Annotated in this window: 3 protein-coding genes and 1 pseudogene; 2 read left to right on the top strand and 2 right to left on the bottom strand. The window is 73.3% G+C overall.

The features are described from left to right. Positions 1-909 (top strand): tetratricopeptide repeat protein (locus D7W79_RS40030; protein ID WP_369127258.1); only part of this gene is annotated, 909 nt, incomplete at its 5' end. A gap of 55 nt (positions 910-964) precedes the next feature. Here D7W79_RS40030 and D7W79_RS40025 read toward each other — a convergent pair. Both D7W79_RS40025 and D7W79_RS40020 read right to left on the bottom strand, forming a co-directional pair. Then, complete coding sequence (locus D7W79_RS40025; protein ID WP_120530466.1) at positions 965-1,822, bottom strand: hypothetical protein; 858 nt, start codon at positions 1,820-1,822, stop codon at positions 965-967. Between the two features lie 7 nt (positions 1,823-1,829). Then, entirely contained in the window at positions 1,830-3,131 is a 1,302-nt protein-coding gene (locus D7W79_RS40020; RefSeq protein ID WP_120530465.1) for a hypothetical protein, read from the bottom strand. A gap of 289 nt (positions 3,132-3,420) precedes the next feature. Here D7W79_RS40020 and D7W79_RS40015 point away from each other — a divergent pair. Then, positions 3,421-3,664: pseudogene (locus D7W79_RS40015) on the top strand (ArnT family glycosyltransferase); the annotation flags it as partial.

Below are 3,664 nucleotides of genomic sequence, written 5' to 3'. Positions count from 1 at the left end.
GTGCTGGGCGCGGCGGTGGTGGTGACGGAGCGGTCGGGGTGGCGGGTGGAGCGCGACGACGGCTTCGGGGTGGCGGTGGCGCTGCCGGAAGGGTGGCGCCGCGAGGAGGATGGCCAGGGCCGGCGGGCCTTCTCCAACGGCCTGACGGGCCTGGGACGGGCCACGCTCACGGCGGAGGCCATCGAGGCGGGTGAGCCGGGGGACGGCTCCGCGCAGGCCCGGCACTTCCTGGACGAATCGCTGGTGCCCGGCAGGGCGGGGCCCGAGGGGCGCACAGTGACGGTGGGCGCCGTGGAGCCCGCGTCGCTGGGGGGGCGGCCCGCGCAGCGGATCCGCGCGGAGCTGGACGGGGCGGGCAGGCGGACGCACCTGGTGGCGTGGTTCGTGCCACGCGGAGAGTGGGTGTACCGGCTCGTCTTCACCTGGCCACAGGCCTATCCGGCCTATGCGCGGGTGGTGGAGCGGATGACGGCGGACGTGCGCTTCGAGGAGCCCGCGAGCCTGCGTGTGGCCCGCGCACGGGCGCTGCTGGTGCCGGGGGTCGCGGGACCGCTGCGCGAGCTGGGGCATTCGCTGCGGAGGTGGGGGCTGGCGGCGGACGCGGTGGAGCCCCTGGCGTCGGCGGTGCGGCTGGCGCCGACGCAGGTGGACACCCGCGTGGAGCTGGCCCGTGCGTACTTCGAATCCGGGCAGGTGGAGGAGGGCTGTCACGCGGCGGCGGAGGCGCGGGTGTACGGGCCGTCCGACACGGGCGCGCTGGAGGCAGGTGTGCGCTGCGCCCTGGCGCGAGGGGACACCGCCGGGGCCCTGCTGCGGCTGGAGGAGGCCCGCCGCGTGGATCCGCGGGATGCGCGGCTGCGCGCGGCCGAGGGCGCCTTGAAGGCCGCGCTCGAACCGTCGGGTCCCTAGCCGGACATGGGATGACGCCAGGGGCGGGGCTTGAGCCGCGCGAGGGTGCGTCGCTTCATCGCGCGCCGAACGGGCGCACCGCGAGCCCCGCGCCCAGCATCCCTTCGTCGCGCCGGAAGAGCCCCGCGTCATTCTTCACGCCCGTGGCCGTGAGCCGCACGAGCACCGGTGCGTCGTTGACCGCGAGGAGCACGTGCTCCAGCGCGACCTCGCCGCGCGCCCGGAAGTGGGCGCCCCCATCGAATTCGAAGCTCCAGCCCGCGAGCCCCGTCGCGCGCAGCGCCCAGCGCCCATCCCGCGTCTCCCAGCCCGCGTCGAGCAGCAGGGACGTGAAGGGGGACACCTCGTTCCGGGTCACGTCCGGCGAATGGCGCAGGGTATGGCTCGCGGCGGGGCCCACGGCCAGCCAGCCCCATTCGGTGTTCGTGCGAAGCGGATCCAACAGCAGCCCCACGCGGCCGGTCTCCAGCGTCCAGCCCGAGCCCTCCCAGGTGCGCCGCTCCAGGTGCGCCGCGCGCGCGGCGAGCGCCACGTCGAACGGGAAGGGGATGCGCCGGGGCCGCCCGATGGAGACGAGGATGGAGCCTTCCTCCACGTGCCTGCGCAGCAGGCCCTCGTAGGCGGTGAAGGTCAGCCCCTTCCTCTCGCCGCCCCAGGCCTCCGTCATGATCAGCCGGTGCGAGTCGAACCACAGCGAGTCCGCCTTGCTGCCGCTCGAACGGTCCGCGCGCACCAGGAACCCCGTGCGCACGGCGAGCGCCTGCGTGTCGTCCTGCACGCGCAGCGAAGTGCCCAGCACCCAGCCGGTGCCGGGGTCGAAGCAGGTGGGGAACATCTCACCGTCCGCCGTCCGGCCCTCACACGACAGGCCGGGCACGGTGCCCAGGAGCAATGCCAGCGCGAGCGCCACCATGCCGGGCCTAGCCCTTCCCTGGGGACGACGTCGGCGCGGACCTTCTCGCCGGAGCCCACAGCGAGAAGCGCAGGCCCGCCTGCGCGGACCACTCCCATCCCGCGGGTGCGTTCGCCACGTCGTCGCGCCACGTTCCGCGTCCGTCCAGCAGCAGGCTCACGGGTTGGTCGTTGATGGCCAGCAGGATGACCTCGTAGCCCGCGCGCAGCCGCAGCCGCTCCGGACGTAGCGGCCGGCCCTCCACGCTCTCCGCGAGCAGCACCTTCTGGGCCTCCGCGCCGAAGCGCACGTGGTGGAAGCCGTCACGGTCCAGCGTGAAGTCCCCCTCCAGCGCCGCCGCGGGAACGAGCGTGAAGAAGCCGTTCGTCCGGTCGCGCTCCACGGCGGGGCCCGCCCGCACGCGCACGTAGGACACGAGGTCGCTCGAATGCCACAGGTCCAGCGTCACGTCGGCCGCGGCCAGGGAGAGGAAGTCCGCGTGCACGTCCTCGCGGCGCACCTGCTCGCCGTGGAGCACCTCCATCCAGAAGCCCAGGTTGGCGTAGACGTCGAAGCGCCGGGGGCGGCCGTAGAAGGTCGTCACCCGGAAGAGGGGCGCGTCGTTCTGGCTGCGGAAGTCGTAGCGCAGGAGCGTGGCCTCGTAGGAGGCCGCGTCTCCCAGGTACAGCTCCGTGTCCAGGAGCGTCATCCGGTGCAGTCGGTCGGAGTCGCCGGGCCACTCCAGGTCCACGCCGAAGTCCACCCGTACGCGTTCGTCCACGCCGTCCGTCCCGCGCAGCCATCGCGGCGCCCACGCTCCGCCCAGGTAGACGCGCCGGTGCAGGTCGAAGTTGTACTGGAGCACGCGCCCGCGCTCGTCGCGGTACCAGCCCGGCGGCGCCTCCGCGATGGCGGGCACCAGGTGGTACTCGCGCGCCTTCTCCGGGGGCATCAAGTGCGACACGCACCAGTCCACCCGCTGCAGGGGCTGGTCGTTCTCGTGGCCCTCCGCGTCCAGCTCATTCGCGGGCGACACCAGGCACTCCTTCTTCGCCTCGTCGCAGCGGGCGCGCCACTGCCCGGAAGGCACGGCAGGCGTGGGCGGCAGGGTGAGGCACAGCACCTGCCCGTCATACGGTTGCTGGGGAGACGACGCGTTTGGAACGGCCATCTGGAAGTCCCACGGCTCCGGCGTCGCGGGCGGCTCAATCGTCGCGGCCTGTGTTGCTTCCACCGGCGCTTCGACCGGAGCTTCGGGCCCCGCCACCTCCGGCACCTCCACCTGCCCGAGCAGGAGGGCACATCCCAGGGTCACCGCTGAAACCAGCATCACTGCTCCTCATGAGCGGCCCGCCGCGCTCCGGCCACGCGGTCAGGCTTCGTGATGGGAGCCCTTACAAGGCCCGTGCCCCTGGCTGGAGGACGGGCTTCCGCGGACTTGCCCGTGCGGCTGTGCAGGCGCCTGCACAGCACCTGTGCACACGGAGGCCGCGCGCTGGCGCGAGAACGACGCACCCCCTTCCAGGTCGGTCGACCGACGGGGGTGGTGGGGGTATAAGCCCCCCGGCCCCAGGTGGTGCACGGTGGGCCCGTCCCGGACGACGAAGGAGCACGCGCGCGTGGCAAGCGACGGCGAAAAGAACTCGCAGGGGGAAGCGACCTTCACCCAGGCCATCCTGGGTGAGGACACCCTGACGACGGGCTGGGCGAAGAAGTGGCTGGCCTTGTCCTTCAGCACGCGCGTGGTCCTGGCGACCGCGGGCTTCGCGGCGCTGCTCTTCGTGCCCTACCTGGGCGCCGTCGGACTGTGGGACCCCTGGGAGACGCACTACGGCGAAGTGGGCCGGCAGATGATCCAGCGCA

Source organism: Corallococcus exercitus (assembly GCF_003611585.1).
Classification (GTDB): Bacteria; Myxococcota; Myxococcia; order Myxococcales; family Myxococcaceae; genus Corallococcus; species Corallococcus exercitus.
The sequence above is the reverse complement of the archived record's forward strand: the minus strand, read 5'-3'. Positions and strand labels throughout refer to the sequence as shown.

Bases quoted from the DNA above. Each gene is read 5' to 3' on its own strand.
- D7W79_RS40020 (WP_120530465.1), bottom strand. From the start codon at position 3,131: ATGCTGGTTTCAGCGGTGACCCTGGGATGTGCCCTCCTGCTCGGGCAG.
- D7W79_RS40025 (WP_120530466.1), bottom strand. From the start codon at position 1,822: ATGGTGGCGCTCGCGCTGGCATTGCTCCTGGGCACCGTGCCCGGCCTG.